Genomic DNA, 20,688 nt, shown 5'->3' with positions numbered 1-20,688 from the left:
ACTTTGGATGGTATGACTCTACGCGTGGTCGAGTGGTCGACCGGAACCGTGGGCAAGCACGCCATCGCCGGGATCGACGCCCGGCCGGATCTGGAACTCGTCGGTGTCTGGGTGTCCGATCCGGCGAAGGTTGGTCGGGACGCCGGTGACCTCGCCGGACTCGGCCGAGATCTCGGGGTGACCGCAACCGACGATCGCGATGCGCTCATCGCGTTGAAGCCGGACGCCATCGTGCACACCGCGATGACCGACGATCGGGTGGTCGAGGCCATCGAGGACCTCATCTTCTTCCTGTCGGCCGGCATCAACGTGGTCTCCAGTGGGCCGGTGGTACTGCAGTTCCCGCATGGCATCCTGCCTCCGCAGATGATCGACCGCATCGAGGCCGCCGCGCGAGCAGGCGGGGCAAGCTTGCATGTCAACGGCATCGACCCGGGTTTCGCGAATGATGTTCTGCCGCTGTCGATGACGAGTCTGTCACAGCGTATCGACGAGGTGCGGTGTCTGGAGATCGCCGACTATTCGACCTACTACCAGCCGGTGGTGATGTCGACGCTGTTCGGTTTCGGGCAGCCGATGGATGCGACGCCGGTGCTGCTCAATCCCGGGGTGCTGTCACTCGCCTGGGGGTCGGTGGTGCGGCAGATCGCCGCCGGACTCGACGTCACGCTCGACGAGCCGCTGGTGGAGCGGGTGGAGCGGGTCGCGGCCGACCGGGACTATTCGACGGTGTCGGTGGAGATTCCCGAAGGGACCATGGCGGCACTGCGTTTCGAGGTCGTCGGGCAGGTCGGCGGCGTCGATCGGGTGGTGCTCGAGCACTACACCCGCACCCACCCCGACCAGTGTCCGGACTGGCCCAAGCCGGCGGAGGGGGACGGATGCTATCGGATCGTCGTCTCCGGTGAACCCCAGATGCAGGTCGAATTCAGCCATCACGGCGAGAACGGCGACCACAACGTATCCGGCATGATCGTGACCGCCATGCGGCTGGTCAATTCCGTTGCGGCCGTGGTCGACGCGCCGCCCGGGCTGATCACGGCACTCGACCTTCCGCAGGTTTTCGGGCGGGGGCTGGTCGCCGCCGACTAGGGCGGATGTCGTTACCGGGTGGTGGCCGGCCACCAGATCCGGTCGCCGATCACGGTCATCGCCGCAGGGACCAGGATCGTGCGGACGATGGCGATGTCGAGCAGCAGGCCGACGCCGATGGTGAAACCGATCTGCACCAGATTGAGCACGGTGCCGCTCATCAACGCGAACATGGTGACGGCGAAGACGATTCCGGCGGTGGTGATCACACCCCCGGTGCTGCCGAAGCCGCGGATCACGCCCCGAACCATGCCGCCCCGGGCCGACTCCTCACGAATTCGGGCCGCGAACAGCATCGAATAGTCGGCGCCGACGGCGATCACCGCCATGAACGACACGGGTATCACCGACCAGTCGAGGTCGATCCCGATCAGATGCTGCCACACCAGGATGCTCACGCCGGCGGCCGAGGCGAAGGAGAGCAGGACGGTGGCCACCAGTAGCAGCGGCGCCAGGATGCTGCGCAACAACACCATCAGGATCAACAACACCGCGATCGCGGCGACCGTGGCGAACACGAAGAAGTCGCGGATCAACTGATCGTTCATATCCGCCGACAGCGACGCCAGTCCCGCGGTGGAGATCTGAGCGTCGGCCAGTATGGTCCCGGTCAGCGCGCGGGCGGCCGCCACCGGCAGGTCGCGAGCGGTGTGCAGCGCCTCCTGCGAGTAGGGGTTGATACGCCAGGTGACGAGCATCCGGGCGGTCTTGCCGTCGGGGGAGATGAGCAACTTGCTGCCTTCGACGAAACGCTTGTCCGCCAGGCCTTCCGGAGGTAGATAGAAGCCCGACCCGGCGCCCGTTCGGGTGGCCGCGGCCATCGACGTCAGATAGTCCGACGCGCGTCGCAGTCCGTCGGTGAGTTTGGCGGTCAACGCCACCGTCTGGTCGGTACCGGCCTTCACCTGTCGCAGACCGTCGGCCAACTGGGTCATACCGGTCGACAACTGGCGGACGCCACCGGTGAGGCGGGTGAGGTCGGTGCGGACCTGCTCGGGTGAGCGTCCGTTGAGTTGGCCCATCAGGGTTTCGGCCGTGGTCAGCGCGGCGCGCAGTTGTGGCAGCACCGCCGTGACCCGGCTCAGCGCTGCGGGCGATACGCCGGCGAAGGCGTCGGCGGCGTGTAGCGCGGCACCGGGTTTGCCGCCCATCGCCCGATTGAGCTGGGAGAATGCGAATCGTGCTGCCATGCAACTCGGGTCGGTCGCGCACTGTCGAGTGGGGGTGGCGCTGATCAGCGGGCCGAACACGGTGCTGATGTCGCGCAATGCCGACCCGGCCGCCGCATCCTGTGCATTGAGGGCGATCAGGAGCTTGGAGACGGAGGCGAGCGCGGCGCGCATCGCAGGCAGTGACGAGGCCAGGTCGCCGCTGCCGGTCAACCCGGTGATGATCTGGTTCGCCTGACCGAGTCCGTCGAGCACGGTGTTGGCCATGGTGACGACCTCGGTGGTCCCGGCGACCAGTTGCGGCATCTGTGCCACGGCATCGTCGGAACCCGCCGACAACTGCGTCACCCCTTCGGCGAGTCTGCGGAGTTCGGGTGTGGCCGAGACCATCTGGCGCCCGGCATCGCCGAGTTGGGCGCCGACGACGCCGGCCTGGTAGCCGGTGGATGCCTCGGCGAGCGGCTTGCCGTCGGGGCGGGTGATCGATCGGACGAGGGCGACCTGGGGAAGGTTCGACACCGACATCGCCGCAAGCTCGAGGGCGGCGAGGTCGGCGGTGTTGCGCAGGTCGTGATCACTGCGGAAGGTCAGATACTCCGGGGCTATCTCGTTGTTGCCGTAGTGGTCGATGACCTCGTCGTATCCGCGGGTGGAATCGGTCGGGTAGATGGGCATCGCGGATTCGTCCCAGTTGGGGCGGAAGGTGACGGTGATCAGCGCTGTTCCGGTCAGAAAGATCAGCGCCACAACGGTGTACACACCCGCATGCCGGATGACACGCGCCCCACGACGTTGCCAGCGGCGGTCGTTGGCGTGACGTGGCTCAGCGAGGCCTCGGCGGCCGGCCAACGACAGGAGTGCGGTCGGGACCGTGAGTGCGACCAGCAGAGTGGCGAGGATGGCGATGGCGGTCGGCGGCCCGGCGGTGGCGAACATGCCGATCTTGGTGAAGGCCATCGAGGCGCAGGCGGCCGCGATCGTCAGGGCGGAGGCGATGAGAATAGGGGAGGTGCGTCCGGATGCACGGGCCACTGAATCGCCGACGTCGAGGCCGGCGCGTCGGGCCTCGTGATAGCCGGCGACGCTGAAGATCGCGTAGTCGGTGCCGGCGCCGAGCACCAGTGCGGTCATGATCGCGATGGTGAAGTTGGAGATCGACAGGGACCCGGTGGCCCCGAGCGCTGAGATGACCGGGCGCACGACGGCCAGGGTGAGGCCGATCGTGACCAGCGGAATCAGTGCGGTGACCAGGTCTCGGTACGCCGCGAACAGCAGCAGGGTGATCAGCGCGACCGACACCACCGTGATGATGAGCAGCGAGACGTCGATCGCCGCGAACAGATCCGACAGCGTCGCCGTCGGGCCGCTGTAATGGACCGTCAGGCCCTCGGGTTTGTCGATCGCGTCGATGCGCTCGCGAATCCCGATGGTGCTGTGATGTGCCCGCGTCGACCCCACCGAACCCTGCGCTGCGACGATGAGATTGACCGCTTTGCCATCTCGGCTCAGCGCGATGTCTCTGGTCACCGGGTTACCGAAGGTGTCGAGGACGTAGGCGACATCCTCCTTGTCGGATAAGAGCGCGGAAAGCAGTGCGCGGTAGTAGGTTTCGTCGGCTTTGCCGATGCCGTTCTCGTTGACCAGCACGACGCTGCTGACCGCGTTCGATCGGGAGACACCGAAGTCGTCGGCCATCCGCTCGAGACTCCGGTTGGCCGGTAGGTCGCGCGGGAGGAAGTCGGCCGACTTGGTGGACACCGTTTGTTCGAGTTGTGGGATCGCGACGTTGAGGACAGCGGCGACGGCGATCCAGCCGAGCAGGATCACCGCGGCGTGTCGATGAATCCAGCTACCCACGGTCTTCATCGACCGACTCTGCCCCTGTGCCATACCCGCCCCCACGTTCCCCAGCGAAGCTATCTATGCCGTCTGACATAGATATATGTGTGGCGAAGTTACAGTTACTTTGCGACACGGTCAACCAACCCTGGGTGGAGATGGTGCAGGGCGCTGCGGTTCAGTGCTCCCAGATGTGGACCGGTTCGCCTTCGTGCATGTGGGTGACGTAGTCGCGGAGCATGCCATGTAGTGCGCGCGTGCGGGATTCGCCCGCGGCCTCGCGGGCCGCGACGGCGGTGCGCTGCCATACCGAGCCGGTCTGCCGGTTGAGGCAGCGGCCCTCGATCACCGACAGGTAGCGTGAACGGGCTTTCGACGACAGTCCGAAGGATCGCAGACCTTCGTCGGCCAGCGGCAGCAGGCGCCGCAGCGTCAGCTCGTCCGGCCGCACCCAGCCGACAGTCGGCCAGTACAGTTGCGCATCCATACCCATCCGGGCACCGACCTGCAGATTCTCGGCTGCGGCGTTGAAGGACATCTGCGACCACAGTGGTCGGTCTGCCTCGACGAGGCCGCGGACGACGCCGTAGTAGAAGGCCGCGTTGGCGAGGATGTCGACGACCGTCGGGCCGGCCGGCAGCACCCGGTTCTCGACGCGAAGGTGGGCCTGGCCGTCGACGACCTCGTATACGGGGCGGTTCCATCGGTAGACGGTGCCGTTGTGCAGACGAAGTTCGTCGAGCGTGGGGATGCGGTCGTCGTCGAGTTCCTCGAGTGGATCGACGTCCGACGTCACCGGCAGCAAGGCCGGGAAATAGCGCGTGTTCTCCTCGAACAGGTCGAAGATGGTGTTGATCCAGCGTTCGCCGAACCACACTCGCGGGCGCACCCCCTGATTCTTCAACTCCAGCGGTCGGGTGTCGGTCGCCTGTTCGAAGACGGGGATCCGGCTCTCATGCCACAGTGCAGTTCCGGCCAGGAATGGGGAGTTGCCCGCCAGAGCAACCTGGATACCGGCGACCGCCTGAGCCGCATTCCAATGTGCGGCAAACTCTTCCGGTGCCACGCGCAGGTGAAGTTGGAGTGAGGTGCATGCGGCTTCGGCGAGGATGGAGTCGGTCGAGGTGTGCAGTCGTTCGCCGTATCCGTGTTCGGTGAGCGGCAGTCCGGTGATGTCGAGTTCGATGTCCTCGCCACGTGCTTCGAAGATCTGCTGATTGAGCAGGTCGTAGCGAGGATTGGCCGAAATCCACTGGTGTGCGAAGTGTTCGGTGTTGAGCGTTGGCAGCATCCCGGTCATGACGAGATGGTTGGCGGTGGCGGCGGCCCGCTCCTCGGCACGGTTGAGGGAGGTGCGCAGTGCCTGTTCCAGAGAGATCGTGTCGTCGGAGACGAATGGTCTTGGCGCGACGTTGATCTCGATGTTGAACTGGCCGAGTTCGGTCTGATAGTCGGGGTCGGCGATTGCGTCGAGCACCTCGGCGTTGGCCATCGCCGGGTTCATCGCGTCGTCGACGAGGTTGAGTTCAACCTCCATACCCAGCAACGGTTCGGGTTTGCGTCCATGGTCGGTGAACAGTCCGTCCGACAGCATGCGGGCGATGGCCTCGGTGCCGCGCGACACCTGCTGGCGGAACCGCACTCGGTCCGCGCCGGTGAACTGTTGGCTGGTCACATCCGTGCCCATGCCCCGATTGTGCCTGATCGGTATCGCTGGAGGGGGCGGTTGCGACCGACCGTGCCGGGCCGCACCCTGGGCGGCGGGCCGGGTGCTGCAAGATGGCTGTCGTGTCAGCCCGCAAGAACGTCGACCCCGCCGAGGTTCGCGCTGCTGTGCTCGCGATCGCGGACTGGCTCGATGACCAGTCGCAGCCGACCCCGCCCCGCCCCGCGCTGGCAGCCGCGGTGCGGCTGACGGCCCGGACACTGGAGACCGTCGCCCCCGGCAATTCCGTCGAGGTTCGGGTGCCGCCCTTCGTGGCGGTGCAGTGCGTCGAAGGTCCGCGCCATACCCGAGGCACCCCGCCGAATGTCGTCGAGATGTCGCCGCGGGTGTGGTTGCTGCTGGCCACCGGGCTACTCGACTTCGACGACGCGGTCGCCGACGGTCGGGTGGACGCGTCGGGGCATCGGGCGGGTGCGGTGTCCCAATGGCTGCCGATCGTGCCGTTGCGGTGAATGTCGACCTGACTTTCGCTCATCTTTCTGGTTGCCGCTTATTGGATCCAATAAGCGGCAACGGAACGCATGAGCGGGACCGGCATCGGCGGCCGCTGACCGCGGGAGGGGTACATCGGTCGGGTGAGTCGGGTCACTTCGGTCTTCGTCTCCGGAACAACCTGGGCCTCGCCACCGCTGCATGATTCGCAATCGGCGGCAAGCGACCCGTAAACTTGGCGGTGTCTCCCAGCCCACCGAGTGTGTTGGCCCCGTCTCTGCAGCCCCAGGGAGCTTGTTGATGACCGACTTGTCGATTGACAGCCAGAATCTGCTGGCACCTACGCACGGCTGTCCGCCGGCCCCGCCGACGGACGAACCGGAGAACGAGCCGCGTGAGGAATGCGGCGTCTTCGGTGTGTGGGCGCCCGGCGAGGATGTCGCCAAACTCTCCTACTACGGCCTCTATGCCCTCCAGCATCGCGGGCAGGAGGCGGCCGGTATCGCGGTCGGCGACGGCAGCCAGGTGCTGGTGTTCAAGGACCTCGGACTGGTCAGCCAGGTGTTCGACGAGCAGAACCTGAGCGCGATGTCGGGGCATGTGGCCATCGGTCACTGCCGCTACTCGACCACCGGCTCCACGACCTGGGAGAACTCCCAGCCGATCTTCCGGACCACCGCGGCCGGTTCCGGCGTCGCACTCGGACACAACGGCAACCTGGTCAACACGGCTGAACTGGCCCGGCGCGCCCGCGAGGTCGGAGTGCTCAGCTCGGCGGCCACCTCCGACTCCGACCTGGTCGGTGCGCTGCTGGCGCACGGTGCTGCCGACAGCACCATCGAGCAGGCCGCGATGGAACTGCTGCCGACGCTGCGCGGCGCGTTCTGTCTGACCTTCATGGATGAGCACACCCTGTACGCGGCGCGCGACCCGCACGGCGTCCGACCGCTGTCGCTGGGCCGTCTGGACCGTGGTTGGGTGGTGGCCTCGGAGACCGCCGCCCTCGACATCGTCGGCGCCTCCTTCGTCCGCGACATCGAACCCGGCGAACTGCTCGCGATCGACGCCGACGGTGTCCGCAGCACCCGGTTCGCCGACGCGACACCCCGCGGCTGTGTCTTCGAATACGTCTACCTCGCCCGTCCGGACAGTGTGATCCACGGCCGTTCGGTGCATTCCGCCCGTGTCGAGATCGGGCGGCGGCTGGCCAAGGAACATCCCGCCGAGGGTGATCTGGTCATTCCGGTGCCGGAATCGGGTACCCCCGCCGCGGTCGGCTTCGCGCAGGAATCGGGCATCCCCTACGGGCAGGGCCTGATGAAGAACGCCTACGTTGGCCGCACCTTCATCCAGCCGTCGCAGACCATCCGTCAGCTCGGTATCCGCCTCAAGCTCAACCCGCTCAAAGAGGTCATCCGGGGTAAGCGCCTCGTCGTCGTCGACGATTCGATCGTGCGTGGAAACACCCAGCGCGCTCTGATCCGGATGCTTCGGGAGGCTGGTGCCGCCGAGATCCATGTGCGTATCGCGTCGTCGCCGGTGCGGTGGCCCTGCTTCTACGGCATCGACTTCGCCTCGCCGGCCGAGCTGATCGCCAACGGCATGGAATCCGAAGAGGGCATGGTCGAAGGCGTACGTCAGGCTATCGGCGCCGATTCGCTCGGTTACATCGGTATCGACGAGATGATCGCCGCAACCGAACAGCCCGCCGGTGCACTGTGTTCGGCTTGTTTCGACGGCAAGTATCCGATCGAGTTGCCCGAGGAAACCTCGATGGGCAAGGCGGTCCTGGAACAGATGCTGGCCAACGCCGCGTCGGAGCCGCGCGTGGATCCGCTCACCCAGGCGAATGACAACGTCAGCGCGGTGATGCGGCCCTGACGGTCGCCCGCACGACGGTATGAGGGGCCTAGGTCACTGTCCCCGGCTGTGATGCAGTCCGGGGGGCGGCACTCGGGTACCGTGTCATGCGTGAACGAACCGGATTCGGCTGCCGAGAACACCAACAATCCCGCGGAAGGACTGTCCTACGCCGCGGCCGGCGTGGACATCGACGCCGGTGAGCGCGCCGTCGAGCTGATCAGCTCGCACGCCAAGCGCGCCACCCGCCCCGAGGTCCTGGGTGGTCTGGGCGGATTCTCCGGATTGTTCGCCCTCAAGGGCAACTATCGTGAGCCGATCCTGGCCGCCGCCAGTGACGGCGTCGGAACCAAGCTCGCTGTCGCGCAGGCGGTCGGGAAACATGACACCGTCGGCCGCGATCTGGTCGCCATGTGTGTCGACGACCTCGTCGTCTGTGGTGCCGAACCGCTCTTCCTGCAGGATTACATCGCCATCGGCAAAGTCATCCCGGAGACAGTCGCCGAGATCGTCGGTGGCATCGCCGACGGCTGCGTCGAGGCCGGCTGTGCACTGCTCGGCGGGGAGACCGCCGAACACCCCGGCCTGATGCGCGACGACCACTACGATCTCTCCGCCACCGCGGTCGGTGTCGTCGAGGCCGACGCCCTGCTGTCGCCGGAGAAGGTGCGTGCCGGCGACGTCGTCATCGCGATGGGATCGTCGGGTCTGCATTCCAACGGCTACTCGCTGGCCCGCAAGGTGCTGCTGGAGTGGGGCCACATGGACCTGTTCGGCCATGTGGAGGAATTCGGCCGCACCCTCGGCGAGGAATTGCTCGAACCGACCCGCATCTACGCGCGCGACTGCCTGGCGTTGGCCGCGGAGGCCGACGTCCGAACCTACTGCCATGTGACCGGTGGTGGGCTGGCCGAGAACCTCGCGCGGGTCATCCCGGCCGGTCTCACCGCCGAACTCGAACGCAGTACCTGGACGCCTGCGCCGATCTTCTCGCTGATCGGCCATCGGGGCCGTGTCGCCCAACTGGAGATGGAACGCACCTTCAACATGGGTGTCGGCATGGTCGCCGTCGTCGCGCCCGAGGACACCGATCGCGCCCAGGCGGTGCTGACCGCCCGGCACGTCGACAACTGGGTACTCGGCACCATCAAACGCGCCGCCGACGCCGACACCGACCGCGTCGAGCTGGTCGGCGAGCACCCGCGCTTCTGAGCGCCGGAGAGCTTTCCAGAAAGACGATCTCCCCCGGGTGAGTGCGGCGCCATCGGTGCCCGCCCGGGGGAGATGTCATTTCGTGGCTATCTGGTTCGCGCCAGAATCGTCGGTCACCCACCGTGGAAAGATGGCTGATCGGCGGCACAGCAGAGCGGGCAACCGCTGCTCGGATCGATGCGATCGACTCGAACAGCGGTTGGCCCGCTTTGAGTAGCTGAGACCCGTGGTGGGGTCAGGGGGTTGAGGGCAGGCGCGTCAAGCGCGTCGCCACTCCTCTTCATCTGCCCACTGGTCCACCGGGTTACGGCGCTCGGCCGCATCCTCCGACCCGGACAGTTCGCGCTGCAAGCTGTCGAAGTCCGTGTGGGGACTTGAGTACTTCAGCTCACGAGCAACCTTCGTCTGCTTTGCCTTCGCCCGGCCGCGGCCCATATGGGACCCCCTCGCACAATGACGGGGCGGCCAAAGTTTTGGCGGCCCCGTTCTCTTGGAGTAATTCTGTCGTGCTGACCAGTCTAGCGCGCAGATACCGTTTCTGCGCCAATGCCCTGCTCTGGCATGCCGCGAGGGATCGGTTCAGCTGGTTTTGGCCCGGGACAGATGGCGGGTGGCCTCCCGGTGCACCTTCGGTGGCAGGTTCCCGGAGTCGAGCAGGGCACGCAGCGCGTCGGGGTTGGTGCCGAACAACAGATCGCGCACCGTTGCGCCGTGGGTGGGACGGTGGACGACGCGGATCTCGTCGTCGGGCTGGACGCGGCCGGGTGAGATAACGCGCAGGTAGGCGCCGGTATCGCCGCGTTCCATGAACCGTTTCACCCAACGTGGTTCGCCGGCCCAGGCGCCGAAGGTGCGGCATGGGGTGCGGGGAATCGTCGTCTCCAGCAGTAGCCCGTCGGTACCCACCTGCCAGCGTTCGCCGACGATCGCGTCGGTGACCAGCAGTCCGCTCACGCGGAGGTTCTCGCCGAACCAACCGTGCGGGAGATCACGCCCGAGTTCGTCGGCCCAGCGTCTCGCCTCGGCGTCGTCGTAGGCGTAGACGGCCTGGTCGAGTCCGCCGTGGTGTTTGGTGTCGCAGACGTGGTCGGTGGCCAGGCCGAGCTCGCCGACCTCGACCGGGCCGGAAAGCGGACGTTTGTCGATGGCCGACGCACCTACGCCGTCGAGGATGACGTCGTCGTGGGCGGCACAAACCGCGAGGATGCGGCCGGTGGTGCTCACTCGGCGTCCGCCGGGGTCGACGGTCCGCGGCGTAGGCGTTCGACGGCCGCGCGACCCGCCTGCGGCTGATCGTCGGCGTGGAGGGAATCGGGATCGATGCGGGCGGCAACGGGGTGATCGGCGCCGATGACCAGATCGACATCGGCGCCGACATTGCGTTTGACCAGTGCCAACGCGATGGGCCCGAACTCGAAGTGGTCGACGACCGAGCCGACCCGGCCGACGGTGCGTCCGCCTGCGGTGACCGGGTCGCCGGTGGCCGGGCGTTCCTCGCTGCTGCCGTCGAGGTGCAGCAGCGCCAGCCTGCGCGGTGACTTACCCAGGTTGTGCACGCGTGCGACCGTCTCCTGGCCGCGGTAGCACCCCTTGTCCAAGTGGACCGCGCCGCCCTCGGCGGGGCCGCCGATCCAGTCGACCTCGTGGGGGATGGTGCGGTCGTCGGTGTCGACGCCGAGCCGAGGTCGGTGGGCGGCGACGCGGTGGGCTTCGTAGGCCCAGGTGCCTGCCATCCGTGCGCCGGCGTCGACGAGATTGCTCCACCACGTGTCGAGAATGTGTGCGGGGATGACCAGGTCGACGACGGGCAGGTCGCGGCCCTCACCGATCGGCGGCATCCGACGCCAGAAGCCCAGTGGTTCGTCGTCGTGGTGGACCTCGGGGAGATCGCCTGCGGAGTAGACGGGGGCGTCCGCGTCGATCTCGAGGAGGTCGGCGACCGGGCCGCTGACCGCCGCCGGGCCGACGAGGGTGATCACCGACATGTCCGGCCGGGGGCCGGTGGTGACCTTGGCCCAGAAGACCATCTTGGTGAGGAAATCCAGCAGTGCCGTACCTCGCTGTGCCTCGGTGTCGATCCAGGTGACCTCGTCGATGTCGGTCAGGAGGAAATGCTCTTCGACGCGGCCGTTCGCGTCCAGGGACAGGTTCTCCGCACTCTGCCGGTCGGCGAGGCCACTGACATGCTGGCTGGAGATCGTGTGTAGCCAGGTGAGTCGCTCGGGGCCGGACAGTTCGATCACCGCGCGATCGGAGCGGTCGACGATGATGACGCCGGTGGTTGCCGCGCGCTGCTCCCCGAAGGGGTCGCCGTGGTGCCAGGCGAGATCAGGGGGTGTCGCGCCGCCCGGTCCGGGCACGGCGCCGGCGGTCGAATACCTGGTCAGGATGGGGGAGGGGGCCACGCACCGATTCTACGGGGCGACACGTCGAGGGGTGGGCGGCCGCCGCCCGCCCGGCGCTCACATTAGGTTGGTGTCATGACGAAGTCGGTTCTGGTCACCCTTGACGGCGAAGTGCATGATTTCGACGCCCCGCTGCTACACGCCGACGATCTGGCGGCGGTGCGTGGAGACGGCATCTTCGACACTCTGCTGGTGCGCGGCGGGCGGCCCCGCAAGGTGCGCCGCCACCTGGAGCGTTTCGCCAACAGCGCCGCCGCGATGGGCTTGGATGCGCCCGATCTGACCGCGTGGGACAAGGTCATCGACATCGCTGCCGAACAGTGGCGCGACGCGGTCGGCGACTCCGGCCCGGAAGGTCTGCTGCGGCTGGTGTACTCCCGTGGCCGCGAGAGTAGGCCGGGGTCGGTCACCGCCTATGCGACGATCACCGAACTGCCCGCCCGGATCGCACAGGCGCGTCGGGACGGTGTTTCGGTCGTCACACTCGAACGCGGCTACTCCATCGACCTCGCCGCCAATGCCCCGTGGCAGTTGCTGGGCGCGAAGACCTTGAGCTACGCGACGAATATGGCCGCGTTGCGGCACGCGACCGACCAGGGTTTCGATGACGTCATCTTCACCAGCGCGGAGGGGGCGGTCCTGGAGGGGCCGCGGTCGACGGTCGTCGCGGTGTACGACAAGACCCTGGTCACCCCGCCGGTCGAGATCGGCATCCTGCCCGGCACCACCACCAATGCGGTGTTCGAGCTCGCCGAGCAGGAAGGGTGGAAGACCGAGACGAGGGTCCTGCTCCCGGCGGACCTCATCGCGGCCGATGCCGTGTGGCTGGTCAGCAGCGTGACGCTCGCCGCGCGGGTCACCGCGATCAACCGGTATGTGATGCCGGACGACGCCGATGAGCACCGATTTGCCGATTTGGTGGACCGCGCCATTTCTGTTGACTGACAATGCGTTGACCAAGTGAGATGCAACCCACACTGTGATCCGTGGGCGGTGGGACCTTGGTCGCTTGATGCCGTCTGCGACCAGGCGTAGCGTCGCCCGCATACCTACTACGTCAAGTAGTAGGTATGAATTCTTACCGGTTCCAACAGCCCACGGGCTGCCGCGACTCGATTAGAGGCGACATGGACGCACTGGATGTGGCCCGATGGCAATTCGGGATTACCACGGTCTATCACTTCATCCTGGTCCCACTGACCATCGGTCTCGCGCCGATGATCGCGGTCATGCAGACGGTGTGGCATGTCACCGGCAATGAGCAATGGCTACGAGCGACGAAGTTCTTCGGGAAACTGTTCCTGATCAACTTCGCGCTCGGGGTCGCGACCGGCATCGTGCAGGAATTCCAGTTCGGCATGAACTGGAGTGAATACAGCCGCTTCGTCGCCGATGTGTTCGGTGCCCCGCTGGCGTTGGAAGGGCTGGTCGCGTTCTTCCTGGAGTCGACCTTCATCGGACTGTGGATCTTCGGCTGGGGACGACTGCCGCGGCGCGTCCACCTGGCCTGTATCTGGTTGGCCGCCATCGGCGTCAATGCATCGGCCTACTTCATCATCGCCGCCAACTCGTGGATGCAGCATCCGGTCGGGGTGGTGTGGGACGAGACGCGCAACCGGCCGGCGATGAACGACTTCTGGGCCGTCATCACCAACAACACCACTCTGGCCGCCTTCCCGCATGTGGTCGCGGGCGCGCTGCTCACCGCGGGGACTTTCGTGGCCGCGATCGGCATCTGGTGGATGGCGCGCAATTCCTGGCGTGCCCGCAAACTACGTGCGGCCATCGAGACCGGCGACACCACCGATCTGCCGAAGTCGGTGTCGCCCAGCCATATCGACGCCACACCCGAGGATCTGGAGGACGATGCCCGTCGACTGTGGCGTCCGGTGACCAGATTCGCGTTGTGGGTGACGATCGCCGCCGGTATCGCGGTGATCATCACCGGCGACTTCCAGGCGCAGATCATGTTCAAGCAGCAACCGGTGAAGATGGCTGCCGCGGAATCGTTGTGCGACTCCACCACCGGCGGCGCCCCGTTCTCGGTGCTGTCGGTCGGCCGGCAGAACAACTGCGACAACATCGATCACATCATCGAGATCCCGGGCATGCTGTCCTTCCTCGCCGACCATCGGTTCGACACCCCGCTGCAGGGCGTCAACCAGCTGCAGGAGCAGTATCAGCAGGCACTGAACATGCCCGGCCAGAACTTCGCGCCGAACCTGTTCGTCACCTATTGGGCCTTCCGGGCCATGATCACCTGGGCGCTGGGCTCGGTCGTCGTCGCTCTCGGCGGCCTGTGGCTGACCCGACGCAAACGGGTGGTCGTGTCCCGCAAGTTCGGGCTGATCGCACTCCTGATGATCCCGACCCCGTTCCTGGCCAACAGTTCCGGCTGGATCTTCACCGAGATGGGCCGCCAGCCCTGGGTGGTCGCACCCAACTGGCAGGACGACCTCGATCCGCTTCGGATCCACATGCTCGTCCAGGACGGTGTCTCCGGACACTCGGCGGGCATGGTCTGGGTGACGCTCATCGGTTTCACCTTGCTCTACGGCGCCCTGGGCGTCATCTGGTTCATGCTGCAACGCCGTTACGTCATCGAGGGACCTGCCCTCAAGGATGCCTCGCCACCCGATGAACCGTCCGACGACGAGAAGTCCGGCGAACTCTCGTTCGCGTACTGAGGAGGATCGCCATGGGACTGCCCGAATTCTGGTTTCTGATCATCACGGTGCTCTTCGTCGGGTACTTCGTTCTCGAAGGCTTCGACTTCGGGGTGGGCATGCTGATGCCCTTCCTCGGCCGCACGCACACCGGTGGCGACGACAAGGTTTCCGCCGACGCGGATCTCGCCGACCCGGACAAGCGCCGGCGGGCCATCCTCAACACCATCGGCCCGGTGTGGGATGGCAACGAGGTGTGGTTGCTGACCGCCGGTGGCGCGTTGTTCGCCGCGTTCGGCGGTTGGTACGCGACGATGTTCAGCGCGTTCTATCTGCCGCTCTTCTTGATCCTGATCGGGCTGATCGTGCGGGTGTGCGCGATCGAGTGGCGCGGGAAGATCAACGACCCGACCTGGCGCCGCTGGGCCGACATCGGCATCGGGCTGGGGTCGTGGATCCCCGCGCTCCTGTGGGGCGTCGCGTTCGCGAACGTGGTGCGTGGTCTGCCGATCGACGCCGATGCGCAGTACACCGGCGGCTTCTTCAATCTGCTCAACCCGTATGCGCTGTTGGGCGGGGCCACCACGCTGCTGGCCTTCTTGACCCACGGCGCGGTCTTCCTGGCGCTCAAGACGGCCGGGGTGTTGCAGCAGGATGCGATGAAACTCGCCGCCCGCCTGGCCATTCCGACACTCGTGGTCGCGGCGGCCTTCCTGCTGTGGACCCAACTGGCCTACGGCAACGGGTGGACGTGGATTCCGGTACTCATCGCGGCGGCGGCCGCAGTCGTGATGGTCGCGGCCACTGCGGCGGGTCGGGAGGGCATCGCCTTCGCCGCCACTTCGATCGCGATCGCCGGTACGGTGGCCACCCTCTTCTCGGTCCTGTATCCGAATGTGTTGCCGTCCACCACGAATGAGGCTTTCAACCTCACCATCGACAACACGTCGTCGAGTCACTACACGCTGACCATCATGACCTGGGCGGCGGTGTTCATCACCCCGGTGGTCATCTGCTACCAGGCGTGGAGCTACTGGGTGTTCCGCAAGCGGATCTCGGTCGAACACATCCCCGATCCGGTCGGACTGCCGTCGCTGCGCGTGCGGTCCGAGTGAGTCGACCGCGGTCGCGGCCGCCGTTGGACCCACGGCTGCTGCGGTATTCGCCGACGGCCCGGACCTACATCGGCGTCGGTGTTCTCCTCGCCGTCGTCGAAGCGGTCGCGATCATCGTCTCGGCCGGGATGGTCTCCGCGATCGCCGCCGAACTGATCACCGAACCGGGTCGTCGGAGCATCGGCGATCAGGGTGTGCACCTGGTGATGCTGACATTCGCGCTGATCGTCCGGGTCGCGATGACCTTCGGTCAGGAACGGTATGCGCACCGGGCCGCGGCCAAGACCATCGCCGAACTCCGCGCACGAGTCCTGGACACCCTGACCGATCCGACGCGGCACACACCGCGTGGACTGGTCGGCCTGCGGGAGCGGGCCACCACGGTGGTGTTGCGGGGCCTCGACGGTGTCGGCCCCTACCTCTCCGGATATGTACCGGCGCTGATCGTCTCGGCGGTGGTGACGCCGGTCGTGGTCATCGTCATCGGATTCGTCGACTGGCCGTCGGCCCTGATCATCCTGATCACCCTGCCGCTGATCCCGGTGTTCATGATCCTGGTCGGTCTGATGACCCGTGACCGCACCGAACGCAAACTCGCGACGATGACCAAGTTGTCGAGCCAGTTGCTCGACCTCATCTCGGGGCTGCCGACGTTGCGTGCGCTCAACCGAGCGCAGGCCCCGGCCGGGCGGGTCGCCGAACTCGGTGCGGCACACAAACGCAGCACGATGTCGTCGCTGCGGGTGGCGTTTCTGTCCGGCGCGGTCCTCGAACTCATCGCCACCCTGTGCGTCGCGCTGGTCGCCGTTGGCATTGGACTGCGCCTGGTGAACGGCAGCATGGAGCTCTATGCCGGTCTGTTCGCACTGATCCTCGCGCCGGAGGCCTATCTCCCGCTGCGGCGGGTGGGCGCCCAGTTCCACAACTCCGAGGACGGACTGACGGCGGTCGGCGAGGTCTTCGACCTCATCGGCCGGCCGGGAACTGATCTGCACCCCACCGGGTCCCATCGGACGATCTCCGTTGCGGGCGAGCAGATCCGCCTGCTCGACGTCGGGGTACACGGACGCGATGGCTGGGCGCCCTATCAGTTGTCGACCGTCGTCGACCCAGGCGCGGTGACGGTTTTCACCGGGCCGAACGGCGCAGGCAAATCGACCGCCCTCGCCACGGTGATGGGACTCGTCGCCCCCGACGACGGGTCGGTGCTCGTCGGTTCGGTCTCGGTAGCCGAGCTCGAACCCGAAGCCTTCCACGAACAACTCGCCTGGCTGCCCCAGCATCCGGTGATTGTGCCCGGAACGGTCGCCGACAACCTGGCACTGTTCGGTGCCCTTGATCCCGACGCCTTGCAGCGTGCCTGCGTGGCAACGGGTTTCGACCAGGTGCTGGCACAGCTTCCCGACGGTACGCATACGGTGCTGGGGGCCGGCGGGGTGGGATTGTCGGCCGGACAGCGGCAGCGATTGGCCCTGACCCGGGTATTGGCGGCTCCGGCACCACTGCTCCTGCTCGACGAACCCACCGCCCACCTCGACGCCACCGCCGAGACGACGGTGCTGGCGGCGCTGCGCGAACGGGCCCGCGCCGGTGACACCGTGCTGGTGGTGGCGCATCGTCACCTCGCACGCGATTTCGCCGATCGGGTCGTGTATTTCCCGGAGGTCGTCGGTGTCGGTTGAGATGGCGAACTCCAGGCACGCACCCGCGCCGGTCGGATCGCGGTGGCGCGACGATCCGCTGTTGCGTGCGCTGGGATTTCTCGGCCTGCGCGGACGCCCCGTGTTCTGGTCGCTGTTCCTCGGGGTGTGCGGCGCGCTGTCGGCATTGGGGCTGGCGGCGCTGTCGGCGTGGCTGATCACCCGGGCCTGGCAGGCGCCGCCGGTGCTGTATCTCTCGGTGGCGATCACCGCGGTTCGTGCGTTGGGCATCTCCCGCGGCGTGTTCCGCTACCTCGAACGGTTGGCCACCCATGACCTTGCGCTCGGGGCGATGGCCACCGCTCGCGAACGGGTTTATCGCGCATTGGCTTCCGGGTCGCCGGCCTATTCGGTGACGCTGCGCCGCGGGGAATTGCTCACCCGCACGGGCGAAGACATCGACGAGATCGGCAACGCACTGATCCGCGGCCTGATCCCGATCGGCGTCGGGCTGACCACCTCGGCTGCCGCGGTGGCGGTGATGGCCCTGGTGTCGACATCTGCGGCGATCGTCCTCGCGGTGGCCCTGCTGGTGAGCGGCGTACTCGCGCCTTGGCTGGCCGCCCGCGGGTCGGCGCAGGCGATCGCCGATGCGGCGCAGGCGAATACGGAGGTCGCGCAGGCGGCGTCGACGGCGCTCTGGCATGCACCCGAACTGATCGTCGCACGCCGTCGGGGCGTCGTCTTGCGTGCGGTCGGCCGCGCCGACGCCGACGCCATCATCGCCGCGGACCGCGGCTTCCGATGGCAGGCCGCGGCCGCCGCGGCAACGCCACTGGCACTCGGTGTGTCGCTGCTCGCCGCCTGCCTGATCGCCATCGACCTGGCCGGGCAGGTGTCGGGGTCGCTCGCCGATGTGGCCTCCGGACATGGTCTGACCCCGATGATCATCGGGGTGCTGATCCTGTTGCCGCTGTCCTCGTTCGAGACGACCGCCCCGCTGACCGAGGCTGGGATCCAACTCGAACGCAGTCGGCAGAGTGCGGCACGGGTGATGGCACTCGTCGATGGTTCGCACGCGGATAGTGACGGCGTCGTCGACGTCGCGGTACGCCAGGGCCCGGTCACCGTGGACATCGACGACATGCGTTGGGGTTGGTCGTCGGCGGCGGTCCTGGGGCCCGCGAATGGTGTGCGCACACGGCTGCGCCCCGGCTCACGACTCGCCGTCGTCGGACCCAGCGGCAGCGGAAAGTCGACGCTCCTGCTGACGCTGGCCGGTCTGCTCGCACCGCGTGTCGGGGAGGTGAGCGTCGTCGGGGGCGGCGAGCAACTCGAATTGCGCTCGGCAACCTGCTATTTCGCCGAAGACGGCCACATCTTCTCGACGTCGGTGCTGGAGAATCTGCGTGTCGCACGCGGTGATGTGTCGGCGGCGGAAGCGTCGGTGGTGCTGGCCGCAGTTGGGTTGTCGGACTGGGTCGGCGGTCTTCCTGCCGGGCTGGACACCGTCCTGACGGGCGGCGCCGACGCCCTCAGCGGGGGCCAGCGGCGGCGTCTGTTGCTGGCCCGGGCCCTTGTCCACCCCGCTCCGGTGGTGCTACTCGACGAGCCGACCGAACACCTCGACGCGGCCGATGCAGATGCGCTGCTGCGCACCATCCTGGACGGGGACGGCGGACTGTTCGGCCCGGAGCGGAACGTCGTCGTCGTCACCCATCGGCTGCCCGCCGATCTGGACGTCGAGGTCATCGAACTAGGCTGATCGTCAGAACCGGCCCGTGGCGGCTCGGGCTGACGCCTCAGGGAACACGCAACCGCACGTCAACGGTTCCAGACATGACAACCGGCGGCTCCCAACGGGAGCCGCCGGTTGTTCGGTCGGGAACTACTGCTTCGGCTCGTACCCGGCGGGCAGCATCGTCGACTTGTGCTCCAGGAAGGCTTCGAGTCCCTCCGGCCCGCATTCGCGGCCGATGCCGGAGTTCTTGAATCCGCCGAAGGGGGATCCGGGATCGATGGCGTAGAAGTTGATCCCGAAGGTGCCGGTGCGGATCCGCTCGGAGATCGCGATGCCGCGTTCGACGTCGCCGGTCCACACGGTGCCTGCCAGACCGTAGTCGGAGTCGTTGGCGATGGCAACGGCTTCGTCGACGTCGTCGTAGGCGATGACCGAGAGCACCGGGCCGAAGATCTCCTCCTGGGCGATGGTCATGTCGTTGGTGACGCCGGTGAAGATCGTCGGGGTGAGGAAGTAGCCGTCGTTGAGACCCGCCGGCCGCTCGCTCTCCAGCACCGCGGTGGCACCGGCCTTCTTACCCAATTCGATGTAACCCTCGACCCGGGCGCGCTGACGCTCGGAGATCAGCGGTCCGAGCTGGGCTTCGGGATCGCTGGGCAGGCCGACCTTCATCAGCTTGGCGGCTTCGACGAGTGCACCGACGATCTCGTCGTGGCGGCTGCGCGGTACCAGTACGCGGGTCTGCGCGACGCAGGCCTGGCCGGTGTTGAACAGACCGAGAAAGGCGATCATGAAGGCGTTGGCGGCGATGTCGACGTCGTCCAGGATGATGGCCGCGGACTTGCCACCCAGTTCCAGTGAGCACCGCTTGAGCGACTCGGCGCAGGCGGCGCCGATGGCCTTGCCGGCCGCGGTGGAACCGGTGAAGGTGACCTTGTCGACCTCCGGGTGGGAGACGAGTGCCTGCCCGGTCTCGGTGGCGCCCGGAACCACCGAGATGACACCTTCGGGAACACCCGCCTCGACGAAGAGCTGCGCGATGTAGTTGCCGGTCAGCGGGGTTTCCGGGGCCGGCTTGAGAACTACCGAACAGCCCGCGGCCAGCGCGCCACCCAGCTTGTTGCAGGACAGGAACAGCGGCACGTTCCAGGCGATGATCGCGCCGACGACGCCGATCGGCTCACGGGTGATGCGGGTGCTGCCGAACATGCCGGTCCGGTATTCGACCCACGGATAGTTGCGGGCGGCTTCGGCGTAGCCGCGCAGGATGCCGGTACCCGACAGCTGCTGGAGCGTCTGTACCGCGCTCGGCGGGGCGCCCATCTCGGCGGAGACCAGGGCGGTGATCTCGGCGGTGCGCTCATCGATCAGGTCGGCGACCTTCGCGATGACGTCGGCACGTTCGGCAGGCGACTTCGAACTCCACACGCCGGACTCGAATGCGGCTCGCGCGGCGCGGACTGCGGTGTCGACGTCGACCTCGTCGGCGTGCGGCACGGTACCGACGCGCTCGCCGGTGGCCGGGGAGAACACTTCGAGGGTCTGCGTCGAGTGGGGGTCGACCCAGGTCCCGCCGATGTACAGCTGGGGCTGGTCGCCGCCGCCGATGATCGGGGCGACGCCGGTCTCCACGGTTTCGGTCATGATCGTGTGCTCCTGTGTCTTCGAGGTCAGCTACGAAGGTCTCGGGGGCCGCGCGTGGCGCGGACAGCGGTGTGAACTACCGCACACCCGATACTAGAACACGTTCTAAGTTTGCCGCCAGGGGTGGGTATTGCGGCGAGGTGTGCT

Annotated in this window: 15 protein-coding genes; 9 read left to right on the top strand and 6 right to left on the bottom strand. The window is 67.0% G+C overall.

All coding sequences use genetic code 11. The features are described from left to right. The first annotated feature begins 12 nt into the window (after window positions 1-12). Window positions 13-1,092, top strand: a complete 1,080-nt coding sequence (locus QSJ18_RS05430; RefSeq protein WP_286325255.1) for an NAD(P)H-dependent amine dehydrogenase family protein — start codon at window positions 13-15, stop codon at window positions 1,090-1,092. Window positions 1,093-1,103: 11 nt separating this feature from the next. Here QSJ18_RS05430 and QSJ18_RS05425 read toward each other — a convergent pair whose 3' ends face one another. Both QSJ18_RS05425 and QSJ18_RS05420 read right to left on the bottom strand, forming a co-directional pair. Further along, window positions 1,104-4,151, bottom strand: a complete 3,048-nt coding sequence (locus QSJ18_RS05425; RefSeq protein ID WP_286325254.1) for an MMPL family transporter — start codon at window positions 4,149-4,151, stop codon at window positions 1,104-1,106. A gap of 127 nt (window positions 4,152-4,278) precedes the next feature. Beyond that, window positions 4,279-5,787, bottom strand: a complete 1,509-nt coding sequence (locus QSJ18_RS05420; protein WP_286325253.1) for a glutamate-cysteine ligase family protein — start codon at window positions 5,785-5,787, stop codon at window positions 4,279-4,281. A 92-nt stretch (window positions 5,788-5,879) separates the two neighbouring features. Here QSJ18_RS05420 and QSJ18_RS05415 point away from each other — a divergent pair, with 92 nt between their 5' ends. The 3 genes from QSJ18_RS05415 (at window position 5,880) to purM (ending at window position 9,330) form a co-directional block, all read left to right on the top strand. Beyond that, the gene (locus QSJ18_RS05415) at window positions 5,880-6,278 is read left to right on the top strand and encodes a sterol carrier family protein (protein WP_286325252.1); all 399 of its coding nucleotides are present in this window, start codon (window positions 5,880-5,882) and stop codon (window positions 6,276-6,278) included. A 280-nt stretch (window positions 6,279-6,558) separates the two neighbouring features. Beyond that, window positions 6,559-8,139, top strand: coding sequence for an amidophosphoribosyltransferase (gene purF, locus QSJ18_RS05410; protein ID WP_286325251.1), 1,581 nt, complete (start codon window positions 6,559-6,561; stop codon window positions 8,137-8,139). Between the two features lie 90 nt (window positions 8,140-8,229). Continuing rightward, window positions 8,230-9,330 carry a phosphoribosylformylglycinamidine cyclo-ligase gene (gene purM, locus QSJ18_RS05405; protein ID WP_286325250.1) on the top strand — a complete coding sequence of 367 codons (1,101 nt, stop codon included), beginning with the start codon at window positions 8,230-8,232 and terminating at the stop codon, window positions 9,328-9,330. Between the two features lie 258 nt (window positions 9,331-9,588). Here purM and QSJ18_RS05400 read toward each other — a convergent pair whose 3' ends face one another. The 3 genes from QSJ18_RS05400 to ygfZ all read right to left on the bottom strand — a co-directional run bounded on the left by QSJ18_RS05400 (window position 9,589) and on the right by ygfZ (window position 11,735). Next, complete coding sequence (locus QSJ18_RS05400; RefSeq protein WP_286325249.1) at window positions 9,589-9,765, bottom strand: DUF3073 domain-containing protein; 177 nt, start codon at window positions 9,763-9,765, stop codon at window positions 9,589-9,591. Window positions 9,766-9,909: 144 nt separating this feature from the next. Then, on the bottom strand, window positions 9,910-10,554 hold the full coding sequence (locus tag QSJ18_RS05395; RefSeq protein ID WP_286325248.1) for an MOSC domain-containing protein: 645 nt from the start codon (window positions 10,552-10,554) through the stop codon (window positions 9,910-9,912). Beyond that, window positions 10,551-11,735, bottom strand: a complete 1,185-nt coding sequence (gene ygfZ / locus QSJ18_RS05390) for a CAF17-like 4Fe-4S cluster assembly/insertion protein YgfZ (protein WP_286325247.1) — start codon at window positions 11,733-11,735, stop codon at window positions 10,551-10,553. The genes QSJ18_RS05395 and ygfZ overlap by 4 nt, the downstream gene beginning before the upstream one ends. A gap of 75 nt (window positions 11,736-11,810) precedes the next feature. On the opposite strand from ygfZ, the gene QSJ18_RS05385 reads away from it, so the two are divergent. The 5 genes from QSJ18_RS05385 to cydC all read left to right on the top strand — a co-directional run bounded on the left by QSJ18_RS05385 (window position 11,811) and on the right by cydC (window position 18,921). After that, window positions 11,811-12,680, top strand: a complete 870-nt coding sequence (locus QSJ18_RS05385) for an aminodeoxychorismate lyase (protein ID WP_286325246.1) — start codon at window positions 11,811-11,813, stop codon at window positions 12,678-12,680. A gap of 182 nt (window positions 12,681-12,862) precedes the next feature. Next, window positions 12,863-14,422, top strand: coding sequence for a cytochrome ubiquinol oxidase subunit I (locus QSJ18_RS05380; protein ID WP_286325245.1), 1,560 nt, complete (start codon window positions 12,863-12,865; stop codon window positions 14,420-14,422). An 11-nt stretch (window positions 14,423-14,433) separates the two neighbouring features. Continuing rightward, complete coding sequence (gene cydB, locus QSJ18_RS05375) at window positions 14,434-15,516, top strand: cytochrome d ubiquinol oxidase subunit II (protein ID WP_286325243.1); 1,083 nt, start codon at window positions 14,434-14,436, stop codon at window positions 15,514-15,516. Next, window positions 15,513-17,198 carry a thiol reductant ABC exporter subunit CydD gene (gene cydD, locus QSJ18_RS05370; RefSeq protein WP_286325242.1) on the top strand — a complete coding sequence of 562 codons (1,686 nt, stop codon included), beginning with the start codon at window positions 15,513-15,515 and terminating at the stop codon, window positions 17,196-17,198. Before cydB ends, cydD begins: the two co-directional genes overlap by 4 nt. A 1-nt stretch (window position 17,199) precedes the next feature. Further along, the gene (gene cydC / locus QSJ18_RS05365; protein WP_286325241.1) at window positions 17,200-18,921 is read left to right on the top strand and encodes a thiol reductant ABC exporter subunit CydC; all 1,722 of its coding nucleotides are present in this window, start codon (window positions 17,200-17,202) and stop codon (window positions 18,919-18,921) included. A 123-nt stretch (window positions 18,922-19,044) separates the two neighbouring features. Here cydC and QSJ18_RS05360 read toward each other — a convergent pair whose 3' ends face one another. After that, window positions 19,045-20,541, bottom strand: a complete 1,497-nt coding sequence (locus QSJ18_RS05360) for an aldehyde dehydrogenase (protein ID WP_286325240.1) — start codon at window positions 20,539-20,541, stop codon at window positions 19,045-19,047. Between the last annotated feature and the right edge of the window lie 147 nt (window positions 20,542-20,688).

Source organism: Gordonia heveisoli (assembly GCF_030315745.1).
In the GTDB taxonomy this organism is placed as follows: domain Bacteria; phylum Actinomycetota; class Actinomycetes; order Mycobacteriales; family Mycobacteriaceae; genus Gordonia.
This window is presented reverse-complemented; position numbering and strand designations above follow the sequence as displayed.

Excerpts from the sequence above, each read along its gene's own strand:
- QSJ18_RS05415 (WP_286325252.1), top strand. The coding sequence starts at position 5,880 with ATGGCTGTCGTGTCAGCCCGCAAGAACGTCGACCCCGCCGAGGTTCGC.
- QSJ18_RS05425 (WP_286325254.1), bottom strand. The coding sequence starts at position 4,151 with ATGGCACAGGGGCAGAGTCGGTCGATGAAGACCGTGGGTAGCTGGATT.
- QSJ18_RS05385 (WP_286325246.1), top strand. The coding sequence starts at position 11,811 with ATGACGAAGTCGGTTCTGGTCACCCTTGACGGCGAAGTGCATGATTTC.
- cydC (WP_286325241.1), top strand. The coding sequence starts at position 17,200 with ATGGCGAACTCCAGGCACGCACCCGCGCCGGTCGGATCGCGGTGGCGC.
- QSJ18_RS05360 (WP_286325240.1), bottom strand. The coding sequence starts at position 20,541 with ATGACCGAAACCGTGGAGACCGGCGTCGCCCCGATCATCGGCGGCGGC.
- QSJ18_RS05400 (WP_286325249.1), bottom strand. The coding sequence starts at position 9,765 with ATGGGCCGCGGCCGGGCGAAGGCAAAGCAGACGAAGGTTGCTCGTGAG.
- cydB (WP_286325243.1), top strand. The coding sequence starts at position 14,434 with ATGGGACTGCCCGAATTCTGGTTTCTGATCATCACGGTGCTCTTCGTC.
- QSJ18_RS05420 (WP_286325253.1), bottom strand. The coding sequence starts at position 5,787 with ATGGGCACGGATGTGACCAGCCAACAGTTCACCGGCGCGGACCGAGTG.
- purF (WP_286325251.1), top strand. The coding sequence starts at position 6,559 with ATGACCGACTTGTCGATTGACAGCCAGAATCTGCTGGCACCTACGCAC.
- QSJ18_RS05380 (WP_286325245.1), top strand. The coding sequence starts at position 12,863 with ATGGACGCACTGGATGTGGCCCGATGGCAATTCGGGATTACCACGGTC.
- QSJ18_RS05430 (WP_286325255.1), top strand. The coding sequence starts at position 13 with ATGACTCTACGCGTGGTCGAGTGGTCGACCGGAACCGTGGGCAAGCAC.